This is a genomic window from Janthinobacterium sp. PAMC25594, from assembly GCF_019443505.1.
GTDB lineage: Bacteria > Pseudomonadota > Gammaproteobacteria > Burkholderiales > Burkholderiaceae_D > Janthinobacterium.
This window is the reverse complement of sequence record NZ_CP080377.1, coordinates 4,372,006-4,396,393: the sequence shown is the minus strand read 5'-3', so window position 1 is coordinate 4,396,393 and position 24,388 is coordinate 4,372,006. Positions and strand designations below refer to the sequence as shown.

15 protein-coding genes are annotated in these 24,388 nt (G+C 62.8%); 4 read left to right on the top strand and 11 right to left on the bottom strand.

Annotation, left to right across the window (positions count from 1 at the left end; genetic code table 11):
* Window positions 1-75: 75 nt before the first annotated feature.
* Window positions 76-2,229, top strand: a complete 2,154-nt coding sequence (locus tag KY494_RS19655; protein WP_219887929.1) for a S46 family peptidase — start codon at window positions 76-78, stop codon at window positions 2,227-2,229.
* 68 nt (window positions 2,230-2,297) lie between these two features.
* Here the strand turns inward: KY494_RS19655 and KY494_RS19650 are convergent, their stop codons facing one another.
* Window positions 2,298-2,864 carry a hypothetical protein gene (locus KY494_RS19650; protein WP_219887928.1) on the bottom strand — a complete coding sequence of 189 codons (567 nt, stop codon included), beginning with the start codon at window positions 2,862-2,864 and terminating at the stop codon, window positions 2,298-2,300.
* A gap of 152 nt (window positions 2,865-3,016) precedes the next feature.
* Here KY494_RS19650 and KY494_RS19645 point away from each other — a divergent pair, with 152 nt between their 5' ends.
* On the top strand, window positions 3,017-4,705 hold the full coding sequence (locus tag KY494_RS19645) for a M14 family zinc carboxypeptidase (protein WP_219887927.1): 1,689 nt from the start codon (window positions 3,017-3,019) through the stop codon (window positions 4,703-4,705).
* A gap of 90 nt (window positions 4,706-4,795) precedes the next feature.
* The gene (locus KY494_RS19640; protein ID WP_219887926.1) at window positions 4,796-6,946 is read left to right on the top strand and encodes an FUSC family membrane protein; all 2,151 of its coding nucleotides are present in this window, start codon (window positions 4,796-4,798) and stop codon (window positions 6,944-6,946) included.
* A 10-nt stretch (window positions 6,947-6,956) separates the two neighbouring features.
* On the opposite strand, the gene KY494_RS19635 is transcribed toward KY494_RS19640, so the two are convergent.
* The 6 genes from KY494_RS19635 to KY494_RS19610 form a co-directional block, all read right to left on the bottom strand.
* Window positions 6,957-8,906, bottom strand: a complete 1,950-nt coding sequence (locus KY494_RS19635) for a S9 family peptidase (protein ID WP_258194338.1) — start codon at window positions 8,904-8,906, stop codon at window positions 6,957-6,959.
* A 67-nt stretch (window positions 8,907-8,973) separates the two neighbouring features.
* Complete coding sequence (locus KY494_RS19630) at window positions 8,974-10,446, bottom strand: amino acid permease (RefSeq protein WP_219887925.1); 1,473 nt, start codon at window positions 10,444-10,446, stop codon at window positions 8,974-8,976.
* Window positions 10,447-10,900: 454 nt separating this feature from the next.
* Window positions 10,901-12,331 (bottom strand): amino acid permease, encoded by a 1,431-nt coding sequence (locus tag KY494_RS19625; protein WP_219887924.1) that lies wholly within the window; start codon window positions 12,329-12,331, stop codon window positions 10,901-10,903.
* A gap of 129 nt (window positions 12,332-12,460) precedes the next feature.
* Entirely contained in the window at window positions 12,461-12,919 is a 459-nt protein-coding gene (locus KY494_RS19620; protein WP_219887923.1) for a RidA family protein, read from the bottom strand.
* A 254-nt stretch (window positions 12,920-13,173) separates the two neighbouring features.
* Window positions 13,174-14,757, bottom strand: a complete 1,584-nt coding sequence (locus KY494_RS19615; protein WP_219887922.1) for an ATP-binding cassette domain-containing protein — start codon at window positions 14,755-14,757, stop codon at window positions 13,174-13,176.
* Between the two features lie 153 nt (window positions 14,758-14,910).
* Window positions 14,911-16,023 (bottom strand): NADH:flavin oxidoreductase/NADH oxidase, encoded by a 1,113-nt coding sequence (locus KY494_RS19610; RefSeq protein WP_219887921.1) that lies wholly within the window; start codon window positions 16,021-16,023, stop codon window positions 14,911-14,913.
* A 164-nt stretch (window positions 16,024-16,187) separates the two neighbouring features.
* On the opposite strand from KY494_RS19610, the gene KY494_RS19605 reads away from it, so the two are divergent.
* Window positions 16,188-16,739, top strand: a complete 552-nt coding sequence (locus tag KY494_RS19605; protein ID WP_219887920.1) for a glycine zipper 2TM domain-containing protein — start codon at window positions 16,188-16,190, stop codon at window positions 16,737-16,739.
* 108 nt (window positions 16,740-16,847) lie between these two features.
* Here KY494_RS19605 and KY494_RS19600 read toward each other — a convergent pair whose 3' ends face one another.
* The 4 genes from KY494_RS19600 to KY494_RS19585 form a co-directional block, all read right to left on the bottom strand.
* Window positions 16,848-17,357: a DUF1993 family protein gene (locus KY494_RS19600; RefSeq protein ID WP_086138669.1), complete on the bottom strand. Its 510-nt coding sequence runs from the start codon at window positions 17,355-17,357 to the stop codon at window positions 16,848-16,850.
* Window positions 17,358-17,467: 110 nt separating this feature from the next.
* On the bottom strand, window positions 17,468-18,430 hold the full coding sequence (locus KY494_RS19595; protein WP_258194337.1) for a DUF2167 domain-containing protein: 963 nt from the start codon (window positions 18,428-18,430) through the stop codon (window positions 17,468-17,470).
* 148 nt (window positions 18,431-18,578) lie between these two features.
* Window positions 18,579-19,598: a succinylglutamate desuccinylase gene (locus tag KY494_RS19590; protein WP_219887919.1), complete on the bottom strand. Its 1,020-nt coding sequence runs from the start codon at window positions 19,596-19,598 to the stop codon at window positions 18,579-18,581.
* Window positions 19,598-24,307, bottom strand: a complete 4,710-nt coding sequence (locus tag KY494_RS19585; RefSeq protein WP_219887918.1) for an NAD-glutamate dehydrogenase domain-containing protein — start codon at window positions 24,305-24,307, stop codon at window positions 19,598-19,600. Before KY494_RS19585 ends, KY494_RS19590 begins: the two co-directional genes overlap by 1 nt.
* Window positions 24,308-24,388 lie beyond the last annotated feature (81 nt).

Genomic DNA, 24,388 nt, shown 5'->3' with positions numbered 1-24,388 from the left:
TAGGTCGCCCGCTGCACAATCAGCGGGTACTCCGCTGATTCCGACTTCCCTACAATGTAAAAGAACAGAACTCGAATGAAAAAATCTCTCATCGCGCTCGCCATCCTGAGCAATTTCGCACACGCCGACGAAGGCATGTGGATGCCCCAACAGCTGCCACAAGTAGCCAAGGAACTGAAAGCGGCCGGACTGAAACTCGATCCGACCACCCTGACCAAACTGACCGAGTTCCCGATGGGCGCCATCGTCAGCCTGGGCGGTTGCTCGGCCTCGTTCGTCTCGCCGCAAGGCCTGGTTGCCACCAATCACCATTGCGTCTACAACAGCGTGGCGGTCAACTCGACCAAGGAACGCGATTTGCTGGCCAACGGTTTCCTGGCCAAGACCTTCGCTGAAGAATTGCCGGCCGCTCCGGGCAGCCGCATCTTCGTCACCTCGGCCGTGACCAATGTCAGCGACAAGATCATCACCGCCGACGTGGCCAAGCTGCAAGGCAAGGCACGCATCGACGCGATCGAGAAAAACCAGAAAAAACTGGTCGCCGAATGCGAAAAAGAAGCGGGCTTCCGTTGCACCGTGTCGAGCTACTACGGCGGCCTGGAGTTCTACCTGATCAAGCAACTGGAAATCCGCGACGTGCGCCTGGTACACGCGCCTCCAGCGGGCGTCGGTAAATTCGGCGGCGACACCGACAACTGGATGTGGCCACGCCACACGGGCGACTACGGTTTCTACCGCGCCTATGTCAGCCGCGATGGCAAAGCTGCCGACTTCAGCAAGGACAACGTGCCGTACCAGCCAAAACACGTGCTGAAACTGGCCAAGGATGGCTTGAAAGAAGGCGATTTCGTGATGGCGCTGGGCTACCCTGGCCGCACCAACCGTCACCGCCTGCCATCCGAAGTGGCGTTCACGTTTGACTGGAACTACCCGGCCTTCGTGAAAGCGTCGGGCGAAACCCTGGCCATCATCGCGCGCGAAACCAAGGACAACAAGGATGTCGCGCTGAAATACGCGGGTCAAGTTGCCGGCGTGAACAATTACTACAAGAACCGCCAAGGCATGCTCGATTCTTACGCCGGCAGCGACTTCCTGGCGCGCAAGACAACGGAACACGAAGCCCTGAAAACCTGGGTCAACGCCAATGCTGCCCGCAAGGCGGAGTTTGCCGGCGACATCGAGCAAGTGGAAAAGCTGATCGCCGAACGCGATGCCGACACCAAGCGCGACTTCTTCCTGGGCTACGCACAGCCACGCCTGCTGAACACGGCACGCAGCCTGTACCGCCTGTCGAACGAAAGCACCAAGGCCGATACGGAACGCAAGTCCGGCTACCAGACGCGCGATTTGCCACGCCTGGCCTCGGGCGTCACGTCGGTCGAGCGCACCTACGATGAAAAAGTCGACAAGGCGCTGGTACTGAACAGCCTGACCAAGTACGCCGCGCAACCGGCAGCACAACGCCGCGCCAGCTTCGACGCCGCCATCGGCATCAAGGACGGCATGTCGCCAGCCGACCTGTCCGCCGCCCTGGACAAACTGTATGCGGGCAGCAAACTGGCCGACAAGGAAGAACGCGCGGCATGGCTGAAACGCACGCCAGCCGAATTCCAGGCCAGCAAGGACAGCTTCATCCAGGCAGCCGTCGCCATGTATCCGGATTCGCTGAAAAACGAAGCGGAAGACGAAGAACTGGCAGGCAAGATCCAGCAAGCCTATGCCAACTACATGAAAGCAAAAATTGCCTTCATGAAGAGCAAAGGCCTGGCCGTCTACCCTGACGCCAACAGCACCTTGCGCGTCACGTTCGGCAAAGTTGCCGGCCGCGACCATGGCGCCGACGGCACCACCTGGACCGCCTTCACCACCGTCAATGGCGTCGCCGCCAAAGCCACGGGCGAAGGCGAGTTCAATGCACCAGCGAAACAACTGGCGGCGATCAAAGCCAAGGACTTCGGCAAATTTGTCGATCCTAAGCTGAAAACCGTGCCGGTCGACTACCTGGCAACGTTGGATATCACCGGCGGCAACTCCGGTTCGGCTGCCCTGAACTCGAAAGGCGAATTCATCGGCCTGGCATTCGACGGCACGCTGGACTCGATCATCTCCGATTGGGACTACAACAAGGCCAACACCCGTTCGATCCAGGTCGACCTGCGCTACATGCTGTGGAACATGAAACACATCGACCACGCCGACAACCTGCTGAAAGAAATGGGCGCTGAATAACAAAAAGCAATAACCCGGCAACAGGCGCTTTAGCCTGAGCCACTCCTGCGGGAGTGGCTTTTTTTCGCCTAACGTTTTACTTTGGCAAAGCGGTAAGGCACGGCTTGCTCCTCGCCAAACACTGGCGCGCGGCCACTTCCCAGCGGCAACATCACGCGCCGGCCATCCTGCAGCAACAAGGCCAGGTCGGCGCCGGGAAAGCGCTGCGCCAGCAGCGAATAGGCTGGCCGCTCGATGGTAGCGGCGGGAATCACGATGCGATAATCGGCCTCGCCAAAATCGAGCAGCAGCGCGGGCGCCTCAGGTCCCGGCAGCGCCGTGATGCGCAAGCGCGTGCTGCCCTTGATCAACTCGAAGGCTGACCACAGGGGCAAGCTGCGCCGCATGGAGCCGATCTGCAGCCGCGGCGCCTGGCCCGCATCGGCCGATGTCAGCAAGACATCGGGCCGCTCCTCCGATACTGCCCCATCGACGGCCAGCAGCCAGCCCCGGTAGCGTATCAGCGCCCCCTGCGCGGCGGCCGTCACGAACCCGCCCTGCGCCACCGGCCCCTTGCCCGCCGGCAAGCGCAACGGCGCAGCCTGTGCCGCCAGGCAAATCCACCACACCAGCGCCGCCATCGCCGCCTTGCCCATGCCGCCTCCATCCTTGCGCGTGAAACGTATTCATAGCACAAGTACTGCAGCAAGCCCCTGCGACGCATCAAGGCAGGAGCGCCGGTGCTACAATTGGCCCCTAGCGGGCGTACTTACCCAGCGCGCCTTCCCCCTCCCAGACTCAGACCGCTATGCCACCAGACTTGCGCACGACCTACGAACTCGGTAACCATAACCAGACCACGACCTGGCTGGAATGCATCACCTTCTATCAAGATCTCGCCGCACGCTATCCGCAGGTGCTGCACTTCGAACAGATCGGCCTGTCCGACTCGGGCGTGCCCATCCACGCTGGCGTCGTCAGCGCCGATGGCGTGTTCGACCGCGAGCAGATCAAGCGCGCAGGGCGCACCGTGTTCTTCAACAATAACGGCATCCACCCGGGCGAACCGGAAGGCATCGACGCCTGCATGGCCATCGTGCGCGACCTCTGCACACAGCCCGAACGCCTGGCGGCGCTGGGCAGCACCGTGCTGCTGTTCATTCCGATCTACAACGTCGATGGCAGCCTGAACCGAGCCAACACCTCGCGCGTGAACCAGGATGGCCCGGAGCAATTCGGTTTCCGCGGCAACAGCCGCCACCTGGACCTGAACCGCGACTTCATCAAGTGCGACAGCCTGAACGCGCAAGTGTTCAACCGCCTGCTGGCCAGCTGGGACCCGGACGTGATGGTCGATACCCACACATCGAACGGCGCCGACTACCCGTACACGATGACCCTGATCCACACGCAGACGGATAAGCTGGGCAATGGCCTGGGCCCCTTCCTGCAAGACACCATGCTGCCGCACATCTTTGCGCGCATGGAAAGCGCCGGCTGGCCCACCTGCCCGTACGTGAATCCCGTCAAGGACAGCCCCGACCACGGCATCGCCGAATTCCTCGAAGTACCGCGTTTCTCCACCGGCTTTGCGGCCTTGCATCACGTCATCGGTTTCATGCCGGAAACGCACATGCTGAAACCGTTTGCCGACCGCTACGCTTCCATGCGCGCGCTGCTCGACATCACGATGGCGTTCACCATCGAACATGGCGAGACAATCCGCCAATTGCGCGCGCAAGCCAAGGCGGCCGGCCGCACGCAAGCCGAGTGGCCCATCCACTGGGCCATGAACGAAGCGCAACCGTCCACCTTCCCCTTCAAGGGCTACGCGGCGCAATACACGCCGAGTATCCTGGGCGACTACCAGCGCCTGTCCTACGACCGTTCGCAGCCGTGGGAACGCGATATCGCCTACTACAACCGCTTCGATGCGGACGTCACCGTGGCCGCGCCGAAAGCCTATGTCGTGCCGCAAGCGTGGCGCGAAGTGATCGAGCGCCTGCGCTGGAACGGCGTCGAAATGAGCCGCATCACCGCCGAACAGACGCTAACGGCACGCTACTACCACATCACCAATGTCGGCACACGGGCCACCGCCTACGAAGGCCACATGTTCCACGATACGGTGGACGTGGAAGCACGCACGGCACAATTCACCGTGCAGGCGGGCGACTATGTAGTGTCCCTGGAGCAGGACAACGCGCGCTACGCCGTGGAAACGCTGGAACCGCAGGCGCACGACAGCTTCTTCCGCTGGGGCTTCTTCAACAGCGTGCTGGAGAAGAAAGAAGCGTTCTCCGATTACGTCTTTGAAGACATGGCATCCGAGCTGCTGCGCGATGAGCCTGCACTGGCGGCCAAGTTTGCCGATTGGAAAGCAGCGAATCCGGCCTTGCTGAGCAATCAGGAAGCCGTGCTCGACTTCATTTTTGAGCACTGCCAGCGCTTTGCCGAGCCGGAATGGCGGAGATATCCTGTCATTGCCCTGATGTAAATCCGGGCTGTAGCGAATGCAACATCCTGGCGCCGCATCGGAGATCCCGGTGCGGCGCCTCTTTCTGTGCCCTGCCCACAAGGTAATCCCATGCACTACGCACTGAACCTGCGCACCTTTATTTACAGCCATTATTTTTACCTGGGCTTGCGCGTGGCCATCGGCCTGGTCGGCCTGGCCTTGCTGGTCCAGGAAATCAGCGACAGCGCCACCGCCATGACGGTGTGCATCGGCGCCCTGTGCACGACCCTGATGGACATGCCCAGCCCGCTGCGCCACAAGTTCAACGAAATGCTGGCCTCGGTCCTGCTGTGCAGCGCCGTCACCTTGTTGATCAGCCTGTGCGGGCCCGTGCAGTGGCTGCTGATGACGGTACTCGTCCTCGTGAGTTTTCTCGCCAGCATGATGGTGGTGTACGGCAAGAAATCCATGCCCTTGCAACTGGCCGCCCTGTTCATCATGACCATGTCGATGGAGCATCAGATGACGTGGCAGCAATCGTTTCACCACGCCGGCCTGTTCATGCTGGGGGGATTGATCTATCTGGCCTATGCCATGGCCATCGCCTGGGTCTTGCGCCACCGCATCAAACAGCAAGTGCTGGCCGAAGCCCTGTTCGAACTGGCCGCCTACATCGACATCAAGGCCGATTTCTACGACACGCGTTTTAATTTGACGGAGCAATTCAACAAGCTGGTGCGCCATCAAAGCATCCTGGCCGACCGCCAGCAAGCGTCGCGCGACTTGATTCTGCGCAGCCACAAGAACAGCAAGGATGCCATCGTGGTGCAGGTGCATGTGTGCATGCTCGATTTATATGAACTGATCCTTTCCACGCACACGGACTACGCGCTGCTGCGCCAGCACCTGACCGACTCCGAGGTACTGCAATCCTTGCATGACCTCGCCTACAAGGCGGCGCGCGATATCGAATCCGTGGCGTATGCCGTCACGCGCAAGCGCGCTTCGTATGCGCAGATCAGCTACGACAAGGAATGGGCCGATATCGAAGGAGAAATTGCCCGCCTGCACGCACAGGGCGACGCTGCGCAGGAAGCGCTGGCGACCCTGCGCGCGCAGCGCAACAAGATCCGCGCGATTCTGAAGATGATCGCGGAGCTGCACCTGGCGACGCAAAAAGTCTATGCCGACGTGCCGTTCTGGAGCGGCGCGGACATGGCGCCATTCCTGTCGCAGCAAAAGTATGAACTGAAAACCCTGCTGTCGAATCTGCGCCTCGATTCACCCGTGTTCCGCTTCGCCCTGCGCGTGTCGATGGCCATCTCGGTGGGATTGCTGATCGGCCACTGGTTGCCGTACGCGGCGCACAGCTACTGGATCGTGCTGACCATCGTCATCATCCTGCGCCCCACGTTCAGCATGACGCGCCAGCGCCGCGCCGACCGCATCATCGGCACCATCATCGGCTGCGTGGTCACGGCCATCGTGATCCGCTTCGTGCACAGCAATATCGTGCTGATGGGCATTTTATTTCTCTCCATCGTGGCCACGCCCACCTTCATCTATTTGCGCTACCGCTACACAGCCATCGCCGTCAGCCTGATGATTCTGTTGCAGATGCATCTGGTGGCGCCCAGCAACCCGAACCTGGTCAGCGAACGCCTGATCGACACGCTGATCGGCGCGGCGGTCGCCACCGTGTTCAGCTTTGTGCTGGCCAACTGGGAATACCAGAGCCTGCCACGGCTGGTGCGCCAGGTGCTGAACGTGAACCTCAGCTATATGCAAGCCAGCTTCGCGCTGCTGCAGGGAAAATGTTTCGATGATTTCGCCTACCGCATCGAACGCAAGCGTTTGATGGACAGCCTGGCCGCGCTCAGCTCGGCACTGGTGCGCATGCTCGACGAACCGGCCAGCAAGCAGCGGGCCGTGGAAGACATCAACCTGTTCATCGTGCAAAATTACCTGCTGGTGGCCCACGTGGCGGCACTGCGCTCGATCCTGGGCCGGCACGCCAGCCAGCTGCCCGTCGCGCCCGTCAACGCCCTGCTTGGCCACAGCCATACGCAAGTGTGTTTGACCCTGTCGCGCGCGCTGGAACAGCTCGACGACAAGGCCACCATCAGCGCGCCACAGACTCCCGCTGCCGCGCCGCCCGTCAGCGACGTGGCCTGGTCGGGCTGGCCGCTGGTCAAAAGACGCATCCGCCTGTTGCAGGCAGATGCCGACAAGATCGTGATACATAGCGCGGCGATCGTGCATATTGTGGCGCCACGCTAAATACCGGACTTTACTTCAGATACTGCTCGAACCAGCCGATGGTACGCTTCTGCAAGTCGCGCTGGTGTTCGGGCTTGCGGAAGGAATGGCCTTCGCCGTCGTAGATGAACAGGCTGGACGGCACGCCCATGGCGCGCAAGCCGTGCCAGAATTCCAGCGACTGGGCGGCCGGCGTTTCCACGTCGCGCTCGCCCACGTAGATCAGGGTCGGCGTCTTCGCCGCCTTGATCGATTCGATGGGCGAGGCACGGCGGTAGACCTCGGGCTTGTCATACGCGGAGGCGCCAAAGAACGGGATCATCCACTGGTTGATGCCATTCTGGCCGTAATAACTGATCCAGTTCGATACGCCCGCCCCCGCCACGGCCGCCTTGAAGCGCTCGCTGTGCGTGACGCCCCACATGGTCATGAAGCCGCCATACGAATGGCCGGTCAGGCCCAGGCGCTGGCCGTCGACGGGCGCCACTTTTTCCACCGCATCGATGCCGGTGAGAATGTCGCGCCAGTCGCCGCCGCCAAAGTCGGCCATGTTGGCGCGCGTAAATGCCTGGCCCTGGCCAAAGCTGCCGCGCGGGTTGGGCAGGAAGACGAAATAGCCTTTTTGCGTCAATTCCTCGATCACGGTGCTCGCCGCCACATAACGGGGCGAGGCGGCGGCGCCCGGGCCGCCATGCACGTTGACGATCATCGGGTAGCGCTTGCCGGCCTCCACCGACAACGGTCCCAGCAACCAGCCCTGCACCTTGTATTGCTCGTTGTTCCAGCCCACGTTCTGCACCGTCAGTTGCGGCGCAAAGCCGTCATTGTCGCGCGTGATCTTTTTCAGCTGGCCCACCGGTCCCGCCACCAGGTAGCTGGCGTGCGTAAAATCTTCCTGTGCGGCAGCGGCTTGGCGGCCATCGGCGCTGAACGACAGACGGCCATCGCTGCCGCTACTGCTGATCTCACCGAGCAGCAGCGGCTGGGCCGGACCGCTTTGCGCATCGACAGGCACCAGCGCCAGTTGCGAATCGATCAGGGCCGTTGCCAGCAAGCCGGTGCCGCGCCAGACGACGCCATTGAAGGTGCCGCGATAGTCTGGCGTGAGATTGCGCGGCGTGCCACCGGCCAGCGGCACGGTATAAATATCGCCGCCGATGGAGCCGAAATCGCTCATCAGGCCGCCGATGAAGGCCACCGTCTTGCCATCCGGCGAGACGGAAGGCAGGTTCAGCTGCATGGCCGGCGAGGCGATCACGCGCAGGGCACCCGTGGCCGCATCGATATGGCTGAGCTTGGCGACCCACCAGTTGCTGTCGCCATTGCCTTGCGCGCTGGTGGCGACAAAGCCGCGGCCATCGGGTGTCCAGCTGTATTCATACACATAGGTGTCGGCGGGTGACAGCAAACGCGGTTCGCCGCCACTGGCAGGCACGACGGCGATGCGCTGGGCATCGTCTTCGCTGCCCACTTCGCCCACCTGGCGCGCGCCCGCCTCCACGGCGCCGGCCAGCTTGCGTGCGCCCACCGTGGCAAGCAGGGCCAGTTGCGTGCCGTCGGGCGACCAGCGCGCCGTACCGGCCACGCCCTTGATACTGGTCAACACGCGCACTGGCGCCTGCGACAGGGTGGCCAGGTACAGCTGCGCCGTGCCCGCCTTGGCGTCGTAGCCGACGAAGGCCAGCTGCCGGCCATCGGGCGACCAGCTGGGCTTGTCGTAAGAACACACGGTGCATGGATCGAATTGCTGCACGACGGCGCCGTTGGCGGCGTCGCGCACGACGATGACTGCATGCGGGCGCTGCGGCTGCTCGCCCGCCTTGCTCGATTCGATGGCGGCGATGTGCTGGCCATTGGCCGACAGCGCCACGGCGCGGTAATCGCGCAAGGCCGACTCGGTGGCAGGGGCGGCTTGCGCCAGGCTCCCCAGAAGGCTGCTAGCCAGCAAGCCACAGGCGGCCAGATCAGTTATTTTCATCATGTAAATTCCGGTTAGAAATAAAAAAAACCGCCGGCAAGCGCGGCGGTTTTGGATGGAGCAAACTGCATTAGCGGGTCTTCTTGCCCAGGTGCGAATGCCGCATGCTGTACAAGAAATAGATGGCCACCGTTACCGCCATCCACACGCTGAACACGACAAATGTCGTATGCGGCAAATCGCGCATGATGTACAGGCAAGCCATGATGCTCAGGCCGGGAATCACATACGGGCCGAACGGCACGCTAAAGCCTTCGATGCGGTTGGCGCCCTGCTTGTGGCGCAGCACGGGCACGGCAACCGAGACGACCATGAAGGCGGTCAGGGTGCCGATGCTGACCATGTCCCACAAATAAGTCGCATCGATGGAGCCGGCCACCACGGCCACCACCAGGCAGACGATGATGGTATTGCTGACTGGCACCAGGGTGCGCGGGTGGATCTTCTGGAACGACTTCGGGATCAGGCCGTCGCGGCTGACGGCAAACAGGATGCGCGTCTGGCCATAGATCGTCACCAGGGTCACGCTGAAGACGGAAATGACGGCGCCGGCCGACAGCACGAGGGCGGGCCAGGTCTTGCCCGTGACGTTTTGCAGGATCACCGCCAGGCCCGCTTCCTGGCCTTCGAACAATTTCGCCTGTTGCGCGCCCAGGGCGGCCACGGCCACCAGCAGGTAAAACACGGTGACGATGAGCAAGGCGCCGAGGATGCCGCGCGGCACATTGCGCGTGGGATTTTTCACTTCGTCGCCTGCGGTGGCCACCGTATCGAGGCCGATGAAGGAGAAGAACACGGTGCCGGCCGCGGCCGTGACACCCGTCATGCCGGCAAAGCCCTTGCTATTGTCCGTATTAAAGAAGGGAAAGAAGTTGTCGGCATTGAATCCGGAAAACGCGATGACGACAAAAAATACCAGGATCGCCAGCTTGATGATGACCATGATGGCGTTCATCAGGGCCGATTCCTTGGCGCCGCGCAACAGCAAGAAGCCGCACATGCAGATCAAAAAGATCGGCGGCAGGTTGATGTGGCCGGCATGAAATTCCATGCCATGCGGGCCGGAAACGATCATCGGCGTGCGCAGCATCTCGGGGATGTGCCAGCCGAAGGCATTTTCCAGGAAATTGTTCAGGTAGGACGACCAGCCAATGGCCACGGCACTGCCCGCCAACCCGTATTCGAGCAGCAAGCAGGCGGCCATGATGAAGGCAAGAAACTCACCCACGGTGGCGTAGGCAAACGAATACGAGGAGCCGGAGGCGGGAATGCGGAACGACAGCTCCGCGTAGCACAAGGCCGTCAAGCCGGCCGTGATGGCGGCGATCAGGAAAGACAGGACGACCGAAGGGCCCGCCTTGGGGACGGCTTCGACCATGGTAAAGAAAATGCCCGTGCCGATGGTGGCGCCGACGCCGATCATGGTGAGGGAAAACAGGCCGATGGACCGGCTCAAGCCACTGCTGCTGAGGCCTTCACCATATTCGACCGTGGTATCGATCGGCTTGGCGCGGCAAAGTTTCTGGACCAGGGTTTGGCTCACTAGACTTCCTTTATGAGGCATACGTATTTTCGTACGACGGGTAAAAACACTTGAAACGGCGCTCCGGCCTTGAGTAACCCCCAATAAATTCTTGTGTTTTCTAGCTTCCATAAGTGGCGCGCTGCTGCGTTACCCATCGCTAGCAGTGCTCGCACTGCGTCGCGCCGGGCGCCTTGCATCACATCCACTTCTGTTTGCTATAAATTCACAATAATTTCCTGGCGATTACCTACCTGGAAAAAACCGGAAAGATTGCGTCCATTTTTCAAAACTAAGCGATTATAGGGCTTTCATCGGCTCAGCTAAACAGAACTTTGATGCAAGGAAACAACGCCAGGCGTGCGCCGGCAAAGCCGCAAGAGTGCAAGCGAAGAAGAAATTGTTTATATGAAAGAAAAAGCGCGCCGCTGCAGGGAGCAGGGGCGCGCTTCTGGCTCAGCTCAACTACGCTGGCTTACTTCTTGACGTTTGGCGCATCGGCCGGCGGCCAGCCTGCCTCGTAGCCTTGCGGCACGTCGTCGCGGCGGTCTTTCGGCGCCAGACCCAGCACGTAGTACAGCACCGTCAGCAGGATCAGCCAGGCTGGTCCGACCATCAGGGCGATGCGCGTATCGGGGAAATACGCCATCAGGCCGATCACCAGCGCCAGGAAGGCCAGCGAAATCCAGGAACCGTAGGGCGCGAACGGCATGCGGAAGGCCAGGTTCTTGATTTCCAGCAGCGTCAAGGTCTTGCGGAACTGGATCTGCGTGACCAGGATCACGCCCCAGGTCCAGACGGCGCCGAAGGTGGAGATCGAGGTGACCCAGATAAACACTTTTTCCGGCACCAGGTAGTTCAGCAGCACGCCCAGCAACAGCGCGAAGACGGACACCAGGATGGCGCGGCGCGGCACGCCGCTGGCCGTGGTTTCCGCAAACGCCTTCGGCGCCTGGCCTTGCAGCGCCAGGTTGTACAGCATGCGGCCCGTGCTGAAGATGCCACCATTGCACGACGACAAGGCCGCCGTCAGCACGACGAAGTTGATGATGCCGGCGGCCGTCTTGATGCCCAGGCGTTCGAACGTCATCACGAAGGGGCTGCCGGTGGTACCGATTTCATTCCATGGGTAAATCGACAGGATGACGAACAGCGCGCCGACGTAGAAAATCAAAATGCGCCAGAACACCGAATTGATGGCGTCGGGAATCGATTTCTTCGGGTTCGCCGCTTCGCCGGCCGTCAGGCCGATCATTTCCACGCCCAGGTAGGCAAACATCACCATCTGCAGCGACATCAGCACGCCCTGCGCGCCATTCGGGAAGAAACCGCCATGCGTCCACAGGTTCGAGATGCCGATGGCCACGCCGTTGTTGCCAAGACCGAAGACGATCATGCCCGTGCCGCCGATGATCATCAGGATGATGGTGACGACCTTGATCAGGGCAAACCAGAATTCGAATTCACCGTAGGCTTTCACGGCCAGCAGGTTGATCGCGCCCATGGAGCCGAGGGCAGCGAGGGCCCAGATCCAGCGCGGCACGTCGGGGAACCAAATGCCCATGTAGATGGCGACGGCGGTAATTTCCGCCACGCACGTGACCAGCCACAGGAACCAGTAGTTCCAGCCCGTCAGATAGCCTTGCAGGGGGCCCAGGTAATCCTGGGCATAGCGGCTGAAAGAACCGGCGACCGGGTTGTGCACGGCCATTTCGCCCAGCGCGCGCATGATCATGAAGATGACCGCGCCACCGATGATATACGACAGCATGATGCCGGGACCGGCCATCTTGATGGCGTTGCCGGAACCCAAAAACAGGCCCACGCCAATCGCGGCGCCCAGCGCCATCAGGCGGATTTGCCGCTCGCCCAGGCCGCGGTGCAAGCCTTGTTCACTCGTTTTCATTACGTGTCTCCGTTTTTTTCTTGAATACACCGATCCCTCCACCCCAATGGCGGTTCCGCTCTTGCGGGAAAGGAGGAAAAGGCGAGCCGGCGATTATCGCCGGCCTGCTCAGATGATCAGGCTATTGCGTCAGGCCAGTTCGGCGATCAGTTCGATCTCGACGCAAGCACCCAGCGGGATTTGCGCCACGCCGAAGGCGGAGCGGGCATGCTTGCCGCTGTCGCCGAAGACTTCGACGAACAGTTCCGAGGCGCCATTGGTCACCAGGTGCTGTTTCGTGAAGGTGGAGGTGGAGTTGACCAGGCTCATGACCTTGACGATGCGCTTGACCTTGTTCAAGTCGCCGCCGCACGCGTCTTGCAAGGTGGCGATCAGTTCGATGGCGATGCCGCGCGCAGCGATCTTGCCTTCTTCCGTGGTGACGTCCTTGCCCAGTTGACCGACCCAGACCTTGCCATCCTTCTTGGCCAGGTGGCCGGACAGGAAGACCGTGTTGCCCGTGCGGGCATGCATTACATAGGCGGCAGCTGGTGCGGCAACGACTGGCAGTTCAATGTTGAGGGCTTTGAGTTTTTCGTAAAACGACATGCTATTTCTCCAAGAAAACAATATAAGCGAAACCAAAATTCATGCACGGCAGGGCACGGAGGATGACGCCCTGGCAGCGCGGTAGTGACCGACAACAGTGCCAGATTAAACATCATCATATTGGTGAACGAGCAGTTTTAGTTCACAAATAGGCCCGGTTATTCAGTGGATTATACCGACAATCAAACAAAATTCAGCATTGGTTCATGAAGCATGCTCTACAGGCATCGAGCGTGACTTTTTTCATTCAATTGTCACTTGTGCAATGTCAAGCCCTCGGGGTCAAGGTTTATCGCTGCCAAAAATGCCTGGTCGTGCGAAACCACAAGTAACGCGCCCTGATATTGCAGCAGCATCTGCTCCAGCGCCTGCAGGCTGGCCAGGTCCAGATGATTGTCGGGTTCATCGAGCAGCAGCAGTTGCGGCGGCGCCAGCGCATACAATTCGGCCGCCAGCGCCACCTTCATGCGCTCGCCGCCGCTGAGCAAACGGCTGGGCATGGTGGCGCGCGCGCCGGCAATGCCCAGCAGCGCCAGCCGCGTGCGCAGTTCGCCTTCCGCCATGCTGCTATTGCGGGTCTGCAAGCGCTGCACGGCGCTCGACTCGCCGTCTTGCAGGCCCGCATGCTGATCCAGCCAGGCCACCCGCGCATGGCAGCGCAGCTCGCCGCCAGCAGGCGCCAGTTGCCCGGCGATCACGCGCAGCAGGGTCGACTTGCCGCTGCCATTGTCGCCCGTCACGGCCAGGCGGCCCGGCCCGGCCAGCACCAGGTCGATCGCGTGCGCCTGGCCATGCGGCAAGACCACGTCGCGCAATTCCAGCAACAATTTTCCATTCGGCACCAGGCTCTCGGGCGCCAGCAGCAAGCGTTCGACCTCGGGCGCGCAGCGGGCGCTGGCGTCCATCACGCGCTGCTGGCGCGCCTGCTGCGCCTCTTGCGCGCGCAGGCGCAGCTTGCCCTGGCTATCCTGGCTTTTCTCCTTTTTCGCGTCCAGCAGCAGCTTGCTTTGATTGCCTTCGCGGCCTTCGCGCTCACCGCGCGTCACCCGTTTATGTTGCCGTTCTGCCTGCTGCTGCGCCTCGCGCTGTTCGCGTCTGGCACCAGCCTTTTCCGCTTGCAGGGCGGCAACGTAGCCGGCCTGCTCCAGTTCCCGCTGCTGCGCATACAAGGCGTAATTGCCGCCATAGCTGCGCAAGCCCTGCGGCGACAGCTCGACAATTGCATCGACGTGCTGCAGCAAGGCGCGGTCATGGCTGATCAACAGCAAGCCGCCGGGCCAGCGCGCCATCTGCGCCACCAGGCGGGCGCGCTGCTGAGCATCAAGGTGGTTGCTCGGTTCATCGAGCACCAGCCAGTCCGCCTGCGACAGCCAGGCGCCTTGCAAGGCGATGCGCTGGCGTTCGCCACCGCTGAGGCGACTCGTCGGCGTGTCGGCATCGACATGGCGCAAATCGAGCGCATCGAGCGCCTGGCGCAAGCGGGCGGGGGCATCCCAGCGTTCGCCCACCAGGGCGTAGTCGGCCTCGTCGATGCTGCCGGCGGCGATGCGCACCAGCGCCGCCAGCAAGGTCTGCATGCCGGCGAGCGCCGCCACGGTGGGGTAGCGTTGCGGATCGAGCTCCTGCGCCACGGAATGCACGCTGCCGTCGCAGCGCACGGCGCCAGAAGACGGCAGCTCTTGGCCCACCAGCAGACGCGCGAGAACGCTCTTGCCCACGCCGTTATCGCCGACGAGGCCGATACGTTGCGGGGCAAAGGCAAATTGCAAATCGGAAAACAATACCCGGCCATCGGGCAAGGTAAGGGACAGACGGTCGAGTTGTAGTAATGCGGGCATCGATACTCCTTGAGCAAGGCTGGCGAACCCGTGCGGCGCAATGCTGCGCTGGCGGGAAGGGCGAGGCCGTGCACAGCACGGCAGTATCAATGGCGCATGTCGAAGCGTCCTGGAGAAATGGGGAAGAAGCGACAGTGTAGCAGAGCAAACCTGTTAGCGCTGGCCCAGGGTCGTGTCGCCGAACAGGTTCTTGAATTCGCGCGGCTGCGAGCGCCAGTACTGCGGTGGCGCCTGCACCTGTGCACCCAGCTGGGCCGCCGCATGCCAGGGCCAGCGCGGGTCGAACAGGATGGCGCGCGCCAGCGCCACCATGTCGGACTGGCCGTTGGCGATGATATCTTCCGCCTGCTGCGCCTCCGTGATCAAGCCGACGCTGATGGTGGGCAAGCCGCTGTCGCGCTTGATGCGTTCGGCAAACGCCACCTGGTAGCCGGGTCCCACGGGAATCTGCTGCTGCGGCGCAATGCCGCCGCTGGAGACGTGGATGAAGTCGGCGCCCAGCTGCTTGAGTTCCTGCGCGAAACGCACGCTTTGTTCGATTTCCCATCCGCCCTCGACCCAGTCAGTGGCGGAAATGCGCACGCCCACGGCCATGCTGGCGGGCACGGCGGCGCGCACGGCTTCATAGATTTCCAGCGGAAAACGCATGCGGTTTTCCAGGCTGCCGCCATACGCATCCGTGCGCTGGTTGGACAGGGGCGACAGGAACTGGTGCAGCAGATAACCGTGCGCCGCGTGCAGTTCGATGCCCTCGATACCGAGCGCATGCACGCGCTGCGCGGCCGCGACAAAGGCGCCCTTGATCTGCAACAAACCCATCTCGTCGAGCGCGATCGGTACCGTTTCGCCCGGTGCATGGGCGATGGCGGACGGCGCCACCGTTTGCCAGCCGCCCTCGGCCAGGTGCACGCAAGTGCCGCCCTGCCATGGCGCGCGGCTCGACGCCTTGCGTCCCGCGTGGCCCAGTTGCACCACCAATGGAATCGGCGCATGGCGGCGGATCGCCTGCACCACCTTGGCCAGCGCAGCCTGATTCGCATCCGACCACAGGCCCAGGTCATCGGCCGAGATGCGTCCCTCGGGCGAGACGGCCGTCGCTTCCGTCATCAGCAAGCCCGCGCCGGACAGGGCCAGGTGGCCCAGGTGGATCATGTGCCAGTCGGTGGCGTTGCCGTTGTCGGCCGAGTACTGGCACATGGGCGCGATGGCGATACGGTTGGCCACCTGCAGCGGCCCCAGTGCAAACGGCGTGAATAGCTGGCTCATGGCGGACTTTCGGAAAAGGGGAAGCACCGATTCTACTGTGCTTTGGAAAGTGCGGCTTACACCTGCTTACGTTTGATACAGCGCAAGGGCTAGCCTTGGACAGGTGCGGCCGCTAATCTGAACACATCAACAACACGGCAACACCTTGCCACCCAGGAGAACACATGAACACGACGACCACCGCCAGCCGCATCCACCCTTTGATGGCCGGCGCCGCCATTTCCGTCACGGTCCTGTGCCTGGTGGGCGCGGCGTCCATCGCCGGCATCCTGCCCAATTCGCGGGCGAATGTGCCGGCCGCAGCGGTCGTACCTGCCGACGTGGCGGCACTGACGCCAGCGAACGCGGCAGCCCTGGCAGCGCCAGTGGCCGCACCAGTCGTGGCGCAAGCTGCACCAGCTCCGGCGCCCGTCGTGCACAAGCGCGTCGTGCACCACACGCAAGTGGCGCAAGCGCGTCCTGCCTACCGTGACAACAATGACGGCTACCGCGACACAGCCTACCGCGAACCGGTACGCCAGCAGCAGCCGGTTCCCGCTCCAGCGCCTGCGCAGCCCAACTACGTGGGTATCGGCACGGGCGCCGTCATCGGCGGCTTGATCGGCAATCAGGTCGGTGGCGGCCGCGGCAAGGCGCTGGCGACGGTGGCCGGCGTGATTGGCGGCGGCATGCTGGGTAATGCGGTACAGAACCAGGTTCAGCAACCACAACGATAAAAACCTGCTGCGCGTCGCGCTTTGCGGCCTGCGATGCTCACTGTGCTTCAGCACAGTTGCGCTTCTCGGCCACAAATCATCGCCGCTCGCGACGGTTTTTCAGACCTATCAGTCGTACGGTCCCAGATAATCGAGCTTGCCCACGGCCACGCCATTGTTGCGCAAAATGGCGTGGACCATGGAGACATGAAAATAGAAGTTCGGCAAGGCAAAACTGAGCAGGTAATTATCGCCCGAGAATTTCTTGCCCTCGTCCGTCCAGTTCAGCACGACTTCCTTCTGCGCGCTGCCGGCCATCTGGCCCGCGTTGACGCTGTCGATGTAGGCGATGGTGTTGGCGATGCGCTCCTGTAACTGCTCGAACGACGCTTCGTTATCCTCGAACTTCGGCGCCGGCACGCCGCTCAGGCGCTCGACCGACATCTTCGACGTATCGCTGGCGCGCTGCACCTGCGCCGTCAAGTCCAGCATGTCGGGCGCCAGCTGCGCGCCCAGTAAAATCTCGGGCACGATGCCATCTTCCTCGACATGGGCTTGCGCTTTTTCAAGCAGGGCCGAAACGACCCGCAAGCCGCGGATGAAGACGGGAATGGTTGCCTGATACATGGACACGGACATGGGGAACTCCTCGATAGTGAACGATGAGTCAGTGTACCCGAGGCGCTGTTTTCCGGCAGCGTGCACGATGCCACTCCCGTGCGTCAGCGCACCGAACGGCCCAGTTCATCCTACTTTTCCAGATTCACCTTGCCATCGGGCGCATGGCCAGGCTGTTCCGCAGGTTCGGCCTGTGGCGCCGGCTTGTCCTTGCGCTTGCCACCGAAGAACTTGACGATGGCCGCGCCGCCGCCCACCACGGCGAGGAGCAGCACTTTCTTGAAGGCCAGCAGCAGCGCCAGCAGTTTGCCGAACAGGCCCAGCTTGCTGGCCACGCCGCCCGCCACCAGCGCCGCCAGGCCGTATTCCGCCACCTTGTCCGTCTTGCTGTCGAAATCCGTGTAGCGGTTACCGTCGGTAAATTCCGTGAACGCCGTCACTTGCCGCATTTCTTTCTTGATCGCTTCGATCTGTTGCATGCTGGCGATCGCATTCAGGTTCAGCACGCCTTCGCGGCCCAGTACGCGCACGTTGTAGTTCAGCGAGTGCTCGCCGCCATCGACCATCAAGTCCTTGGCCCAGTACAGTTTGTGCGTATCCTTGGCATAGCTGGGTTTTTCCGCCCAACCCATCAAATGGATGCCGGGATAACCCTGCTTCTTGCGCTCCGCGTTATGTTCCAGCACGGACGCCTGCATATCCTTGAGCAATTCGTCGTACTTGATGCTGTCCGCATCGTCATCCTTGATATGGCCTTCCTTTTCATACGTGACGATGACACCCCAGCTATCGCGCTCGAGCACGCTGGTCTTGGCGGGCACGATCATGCCCAGCGATACCATGCCCGGTGGATTGCCCCAGGCATCGACCAGCACGCGCTCGGCGTCCGTCGGCGACAAATAACGGAAGCTGGCCGGCAAATCCAGGGTGGCGATGCCGCCCGGTAAAGTGATCTTGCCACGCTGCAGGTGCAGCTGGGCAAGAAATTGCTCGGCCGTCATTTCCGGTGCGGCGGCCTTCTCTTCGGCAGGGGCGGCAGCCGTCAGGCCGGAGAGGGTCAGGCACAGCAAGGCTGTCAGCAGGCGTTTCAACATGATCGGTCCAAAAAAATTACAAAGGGTAAATATTTTAAATCAATTAATTGCTTAATAAATAATTATTTCCATGCAGCATTTTTCTCATGAAAAAAGCGCCAGGCGGGAAATCCCGGCTGGCGCCTGAGGCGATACGATGACTGGACAATCAAGAAACGCGCACCACCATCAAGCCCGCGCGCAAGCCAACCCGCACGTCCGGGTTCGGGAACACCACCAGTTCTTCCGCGTGCTGCACCGTGTACACATGGTCGCCATCGCTGGCGATCACGGCATGTTGCGGCAGGGAGGTGAAATTCTGCGTGCCGCGATCAAACGCCATGCGGAATTCATCGCTGTGCTTGATGATTTCCTGCGCCACCTTGAACACGTGCGGTTGCGCCTTGACGGCTTGCGCAGGCAGGCCGCGCAACAGGCCGTCCAGCGCCCGCGACACGTCGTCGAACAGGGACAAATCGTTCTGCCCCAGGGTGCCCACGCGGCCCAGTTCCACCGTGCTGGCGGCCGCGCCGAAATGCTCGGCCGAATAATAGCTGTAGGTGCCGGCCGACTGCGGGTTCATGATGATGGCGCCGATGGCCGCCTGGCCCAGCCAATCGATCAGCTGCGCCTTGGCGTCGTCGGCCACCAGGTCCGGCACGATGGCAAACGTGGGGTACACGGAAGGCCGGATGGCCGTGTGCAAATCCAGGTGCCAGCGCACGGGGCCGGCCGCGTCAAAGAACGCTTTTGTCGCAGCGATCATTTCATCGGCGCGCGCGCTTTCCGCCGCTTGCGCCAGGCTGCCCCGCACGGGGCGGAACATGCGATTCAGGTCGGCGTCGATGAAACGCTTGCCGGCCCGGATCGCATCGACATTGCCCACGCAGACGAGCAGGTCGACGGCCAGTGCCGACGCATCGCGCGACAGCGCGTCGAGCAGATGTGCCAGCACTTCGATCGGTCCCGTCTCGTCGCCATGCACGCCCACCGAGACGGCCACGCTGGCGCGCCCCGCATCGGCCTGCGGCTTGACGACTTGCAGCATGCCGGGCGCCGGCAAAGCCACCGTGAAACCGGCGTTGGCGAACAGCTGCGCCACGCCGCTGAAATCGGCCTGCGCCAACGCCTGCACGGCTGGCGGCAAGCCGCCAGCGCCCTGCCCAACTTGTCGTACTTCTTGCGTCATTACACCGCCGCTTCCACTGTCACTTTATTCACAGCCTCGGAGAGCGTCCACACGTCCAGCATGGCTTGCTCCAGTTCCGTCGTCGCCACATACGCCGACAGACCCAGCGCGCCCGTCACCGCATCGACGGCCTGGCCCGCATTGCCTTGCTCGGCGCGTGCCAGCACCTGCGTCAGCAGACGCTGTTGCGTGCGGCGCAGCGCTTGCTGCGCGTAGTTGCGCAACTGCTCCTGCGATTTGCCTTGCGCGGCCAGCTTCAGGCCACGTTCCAGCGTGTCGATGCCCGCCTGGCTGCGCAGGGCCAGGCCCACTTGCAGGAAGGCGGCCAGGTCCATCGCCGCAGGACGCGGCACGGACAGGGCCGGGAACAGGAAGCCGGCGACGACTTCCAGCGCGTCGACCGCATCCCACGCCTGCACGAAGGCCGGCGTCAGGCCCGGCACCAGCGCCGCTTCGGACTTGATGCCAACGGCTTGCAGCAGTTCGCGCTTCGATTCCGCACCAAACAAGCGCGTCAGTTCGGCCAGGCCGGCGCCACGCAATTGCTCGGCCGGCACGGACAGCACGCCAGTGATCATGGTTTGCTGCAGCACGCGCGTTTGCGCGTCAACCTTGATCGACACGGCGCGCGGAATCGTCAACGCATCCGCATCGAGCGCGTCGAACACGGGCGCCAGGTTCAGCGCCACCCAGGCCTGGCCCCAGGCCAGGATCACGGCCGACTCGTCCACGCCGTGTTCCGCCGCCAGGTTGCGGATCATCAGCGGGCCGCAGCGGTTGATCACTTCATTGGCCAGCACGGTCGCCAGGATGGCATTGGCCAGCGGGTGGTCCAGCGCCGAACGGGTTTCCACCAGCAGCGACGGGAAGTACGGTTTCAGGACCGGCTCGGCCCACGTTTCATCGATCAAAGGCAGCGCGGACAGGATGCGCTTGAAGCGGTTCTTCACGTTGGCGATCACCACCGCCAGTTCCGGCGTCGTCAAGCCACGACCATCGGCCTTGCGACGCGCCAGTTCGGCCACCGACGGCAGCTGCTCCAGTTCGCGCGACAGGGCGCCCTCTTCTTCCAGGCTGGCGATCAGCGCGGCATAGCCATCCTGCACGGCACTCTCGCCTTGCGCCTGCAATTCGCGCACCAGCAAATGCGTCTGCTGCGTGTTGTCGCGCAAGACCAGGCGCTCGACGTCGTCCGTCATCGCATACAGCTCGCGATTGCGTTCGGCTTCCGTCAACTTGCCCGCATTGACTTCCACGTCCAGCCAGATTTTCACGTTCACTTCATGGTCCGAGCAATCCACGCCGGCCGAATTGTCGATCGCATCGGTGAAGATGCGTCCACCCGTCAGCGCGAACTCGATGCGGCCTGCCTGCGTCGCACCCAGGTTGCCGCCTTCGGCCACCACTTTCACGCGCAGCTCATTGCCGCTGACGCGGATATGGTCGTTGGCGCGGTCCTTCACCTGTGCGTGCGTCTCGGTGGAAGCCTTGATGTAGGTGCCGATGCCGCCGTTGTAGAACAGGTCCACCGGGGATTTCAGGATGCGGTGCATCAGCTCTTCCGGCGCCAGTGAGGTCTCGGCAATATCGAGCGCGGCGCGAATTTGCGGCGACAGCTCGATCGTGCGCGCGGAACGCGGATACACGCCGCCACCCGCCGAGATCAAGTCCTTGTTGTAGTCGTCCCACGAGGAGCGCGGCAAGGCGAACAGGCGCGCGCGCTCTTCGAACGAGACGGCGACGTCCGGTGTCGGGTCGAGGAAGATGTGGCGGTGGTCGAATGCGGCCACCAGTTTCAGCTGGCGCGACAGCAATACGCCGTTGCCGAACACGTCGCCCGACATGTCGCCCACGCCGACCATGGTGATCGGGGTGGTGTTCAAGTCATGGTCCATTTCATAGAAGTGGCGTTTCACGGCTTCGAATGCGCCCTTGGCGGTGATGCCCAGCTTCTTGTGGTCGTAGCCGTTCGAGCCGCCCGAGGCGAACGCGTCGCCGAGCCAGAAACCGCGCTGCACGGCGATGCCGTTGGCGATGTCCGAGAACGTGGCCGTGCCTTTGTCGGCAGCCACCACCAGGTATGGATCGGCATCGTCAAAACACACGGTGTCGACTGGCGGGACGATATTGCCCAGCGAACGGTTGTCCGTCACTTCCAGCAGGCTGGAAATGAACAGGCGGTAGACGGCTTCGCCTTCGGCCGCGATGGTTTCGCGCACGGCGTCTTTCGGCATCATCTTGCAGACAAAACCGCCCTTCGCGCCGGCCGGCACGATGACGGCATTCTTGACCATCTGGGCCTTGACGAGGCCCAGCACTTCGGTGCGGTAGTCTTCCATGCGGTCGGACCAGCGCAAGCCGCCACGGGCGACAGGGCCGCCGCGCAAGTGCACGCCTTCGAAGCGGCGCGAGAAGACGAAAATCTCGCGGTAAGGACGCGGTTCCGGCACCAGCGCCAGGCTGCTGGTGTCGAACTTGAAGATGATCTTGTCGCCTTGTTGATTATTCTGGAAGTAGCTGGTGCGCAGGGTGGCAGCCATCAGGTCGGCCAGCGCGCCGAGGATTTCCTCGGTATCGGCATGGTTCACGGATGGCAGGCCGGCCTTGATGGTGGCGATCGCCTCCAGGGCCGCCGCGTGCTGCGCGTCGGACAGCGATGGATCGAAGCGCTGCAGGAAGGCGTCGACCAGGGCTTTCACGTGCGCCGGCTGCTTGCGCAGGCTTTCGGCAATATAGCGCACCGAGAAGCGGCTGCCCGTCTGGCGCCAGTAGCTGGTGTAGGCGCGCACCAGTTGCACTTCGCGCGTCGACAGGCCGCCTTCGATGACGAGGCCATTCAGGCGGCCATCTTCGGCCGTGTCGTTGAACAGGGCGGCAAACAATTCCTGCGCCACGGCGACGACCGATGGCTGCGCCAGTTTCGCCGCACTGGCGGCATCGACCGTCAGGCTGGTGACGAAATAGCGCGTGCCGTCCAGTGGCGAAATCGAGAAGGCCTGCTCGCGGTCGATCGCCACGCCCGCGTTATGCAGCGCCGGCAGGATGGCCGACAGCGGCGGCACCTTGTTGGCCGAATACAGGCGAATCGTGGTGACGGCGCCCGTCTCGATGCGCACGGCTACATGCGATGGATCGGTGTTGCGCAGGATGGTGTCGAGGTCGCGGAAGGCGACGGCCGGCGCGGTGGCGGCAACGTAATCGAGCGGTAACGTAGCGCAGAGTTTGCGCAGGCTGGCGCGCAGGGCCACGTCGGGCACGGCGTCGGCCACGGCGGCAAAGCCGTTATGCCAGCCATCGAGCACGCCCAGCAACGGCTGTTCGATATCCGTTTCCAGGTCCAGCGGGTAACGGGCGGCGTGGGCGATCAGGTAGACGCGCGCCAGGGGGCCGTCGGCCACCAGGGTTTGCGTGCTCACGTGCGTGGCGCCGGAACTGGCTTGCAGGGCTTTTGCCAGGCTCGATGCGACGCTGGCGCTGTAGCGCTCGCGCGGCAGGTAGACCAGTACGTTCAGGTGGCGCGCATACACGTCGCGGCGCGCAAAGACCTTGGTGCGCGGCTGCTTGTACAGCGACACGACGGCGCCGCATACTTGCGCCAGCCAGTCGAGGTCCGCTTCCAGCGCTTCGGTGCGCGGCAGGGATTCGAGGATTTCACGGAATTTCTCGGCGCGGAAGCCTTGCTGGCGTACGCCGGCCAGGCTCAGCACCTTGGCCACGCGGCCGCGCGCAAACGGCAGCGCCGCCAGCGGGGTGGAATTGCCGGCGCGGGTGAACAGGCCGACGAAGCAATGCTCGCCCAGGATGGCGCCTTGCGCATCCATGTCGCGCACGCCGATGAAATCGAGCTGCTGGTCGCGGTGCAAAGTACCCGCCACGTCGGCCTTGACGATGGACAGCGCCGATTCGCGCTTGGCCAGGGTATCGAAGTCGCCGGGAATATTCGCCAGGCAGGTGCCGTACACGGGGTGCGCCGTATCCTGCAGCACGCCGACGCGGCTCGGGATGTCGCGTTCCAGTTCGCGCACGCCCGGCTTGACGCGGTAATAGGCGTAGCCGAACACTTCAAAGCCACCGCTGCGGGCCCATTCCAGGAAGGCGGCGACTTCCGCGCCTTCTTCCCCATGCTGGGCGGCGGCGACGGCGGCCAGGCGCTCGCCCATGGCGGCGCTGTCGCGGCGCACGATGGCGGCATCACGCGCGACCATCTCCAGGGCGGCGACCAGCGCGGCCAGGGCTTCCGGCGCCAGCTCTTCGTCGAGCAGCACCAGCACATACGATTCGAGCGGGTCGCCCGGCTGGCGCACCGCTTCCACGCTGCCGTCAGCGGCGCGGCGCACGGGCAGCACGGTGTTCATCACGCCGCGCACGGCCAGGTGCTGGCGGCGCATGGCCATGACGATGGAGTCGACCAGGTAAGGCATGTCTTCGTTCAGGATCAGCAAGGCGCTCGCCATGCCGCCACGGCCATCGGCATAACGCAGGGTGGCGATTTGGCAGCCGCTGCCGGTGCGCTTGGCCGCTTGCGTGAAGCCCTCGACCAGCACGGGCGCCAGGCTGTCGGGCGCGATATCGGCCAGATCTTCGGCGTCGAGCGAGTCGAGCCATGCCTGCACCAGTTGTACGACGGGCGCTGCCGCCTTGTTCGCATTGCCAGCCGCGTTAATCAGCTCCAGCGTTTGTGTGCGCAAATCTTGTGGCGTGTGATTCATCTTGCATCTCCATTACGGTAATGTGAATGTCCAACGCTGTCGTTCGGGCTTGTGGCTGGGCGGCAGCGGTGTCAAGAGACG

Coding starts and splice junctions, on each gene's coding strand:
- KY494_RS19655 (WP_219887929.1), top strand. CDS start 76: ATGAAAAAATCTCTCATCGCGCTCGCCATCCTGAGCAATTTCGCACAC.
- KY494_RS19650 (WP_219887928.1), bottom strand. CDS start 2,864: ATGGGCAAGGCGGCGATGGCGGCGCTGGTGTGGTGGATTTGCCTGGCG.
- KY494_RS19645 (WP_219887927.1), top strand. CDS start 3,017: ATGCCACCAGACTTGCGCACGACCTACGAACTCGGTAACCATAACCAG.
- KY494_RS19640 (WP_219887926.1), top strand. CDS start 4,796: ATGCACTACGCACTGAACCTGCGCACCTTTATTTACAGCCATTATTTT.
- KY494_RS19635 (WP_258194338.1), bottom strand. CDS start 8,906: ATGATGAAAATAACTGATCTGGCCGCCTGTGGCTTGCTGGCTAGCAGC.
- KY494_RS19625 (WP_219887924.1), bottom strand. CDS start 12,331: ATGAAAACGAGTGAACAAGGCTTGCACCGCGGCCTGGGCGAGCGGCAA.
- KY494_RS19620 (WP_219887923.1), bottom strand. CDS start 12,919: ATGTCGTTTTACGAAAAACTCAAAGCCCTCAACATTGAACTGCCAGTC.
- KY494_RS19615 (WP_219887922.1), bottom strand. CDS start 14,757: ATGCCCGCATTACTACAACTCGACCGTCTGTCCCTTACCTTGCCCGAT.
- KY494_RS19610 (WP_219887921.1), bottom strand. CDS start 16,023: ATGAGCCAGCTATTCACGCCGTTTGCACTGGGGCCGCTGCAGGTGGCC.
- KY494_RS19605 (WP_219887920.1), top strand. CDS start 16,188: ATGAACACGACGACCACCGCCAGCCGCATCCACCCTTTGATGGCCGGC.
- KY494_RS19600 (WP_086138669.1), bottom strand. CDS start 17,357: ATGTCCGTGTCCATGTATCAGGCAACCATTCCCGTCTTCATCCGCGGC.
- KY494_RS19595 (WP_258194337.1), bottom strand. CDS start 18,430: ATGTTGAAACGCCTGCTGACAGCCTTGCTGTGCCTGACCCTCTCCGGC.
- KY494_RS19590 (WP_219887919.1), bottom strand. CDS start 19,598: ATGACGCAAGAAGTACGACAAGTTGGGCAGGGCGCTGGCGGCTTGCCG.
- KY494_RS19585 (WP_219887918.1), bottom strand. CDS start 24,307: ATGAATCACACGCCACAAGATTTGCGCACACAAACGCTGGAGCTGATT.